2 protein-coding genes are annotated in these 1,060 nt (G+C 58.3%); both read right to left on the bottom strand.

Features of this window, described 5'->3' with window-relative positions:
- Nucleotides 1-719, bottom strand: a 719-nt coding sequence (tssI, locus tag DU29_RS0126440) for a type VI secretion system tip protein TssI/VgrG (RefSeq protein WP_028624406.1), incomplete at its 3' end; no start/stop codon positions are given.
- 131 nt (nt 720-850) lie between these two features.
- On the bottom strand, nt 851-1,060 hold a 210-nt coding region (gene tssD, locus DU29_RS0126435; RefSeq protein ID WP_028624405.1), incomplete at its 5' end, for a type VI secretion system tube protein TssD.

The following is a 1,060-nucleotide window of genomic DNA, read 5'->3' as shown; positions in this document are numbered from 1 at the left end:
TCGCTTTCGAGGGTGATGCGCGGTTTTTCGAAGTCGTAATCGCGACGCGTCGTGCGGCTGGTACGGGTTTCCAGACGCAGGTCGAAGCGCTTGACCACCGGGTCGTTGGCGACCATGCCGGAGTCTTGCTGATAGGCCACCGGGGCCAGTTTGGGGAACACCGTCTGGTCATCGCCGAACACCAGTTTGTGGCCAGTGGTGGTGTGCTCGAAGTGGTAGTGAATGCCTTCTTCTTCGCACAGGCGCTGGATGAAGTGCAGGTCTGACTCGTCGTACTGAACGCAGTAGATGCGCTCGGGATAAACCGCCCCGACCTTGAAGGCGTAGGCATTGCCTTGAATGCCGTGATCTTCGAGGACGCTGGCAATGATTTTCGGCACCGTCAGGTTCTGGAAAATGCGCTGGTTGATGCGGTGCGCGAGGTACGACAGTTGCGGGCGCAGGGTCACCGCATAGCGGGTCAGGCGTTTGCCTGAGTCACCTTGCGCGGCGCGGTAGATCTGGCCGTGGATGCCGCTGCCGTCGGGCGACAGTTGCAGGAAGGCCGGTTTGTGCAGCAGCGTTTCGAGGTCCAGCGACGGCTGCTCACTGACCAGCTCCACCTCGAACACAAAAGGCTGGCTGATGGCTTCCCGACCTTGCAGAGTAAACACCTGAAAATCAGCGGAAAGACCTTCGATGGTCAGGGCAAAGTGGGTCTGATTGGCCGGCGCGAACATCCCTTGTTCCTCGTGCAGTACTGCGGCGTTTGCCAAGACCTGAATAAGGAATCAGCAGACGCAAAATTCTGAAAGGGCGTAAACGACATCGACCAGCAGAGCTGGCCGATGCGGGTGACGATCAGCCGCGATTAAACGACTGGGGAACGCCAGTCATCGGAACCCGAAGTACCGGATACTTCGTGGGTCCAGGTGATTTTGCGGTAGGTGAACTGCACTTCTTCCAGGTGGGTGAAGTGCGAGTTGCCTGGGTCCTGGCAGTTGTGCATCTTGTTGTTGATGGCGACGATGATCGCGTCTTCCAGTTTGGTGGTGTAGTAGTGCTCTTGGGTGCCCTGAGC

Source organism: Pseudomonas sp. Ant30-3 (genome assembly GCF_000690905.1).
Classification (GTDB): Bacteria; Pseudomonadota; Gammaproteobacteria; order Pseudomonadales; family Pseudomonadaceae; genus Aquipseudomonas.
The sequence above is the reverse complement of the archived record's forward strand: the minus strand, read 5'-3'. Positions and strand labels throughout refer to the sequence as shown.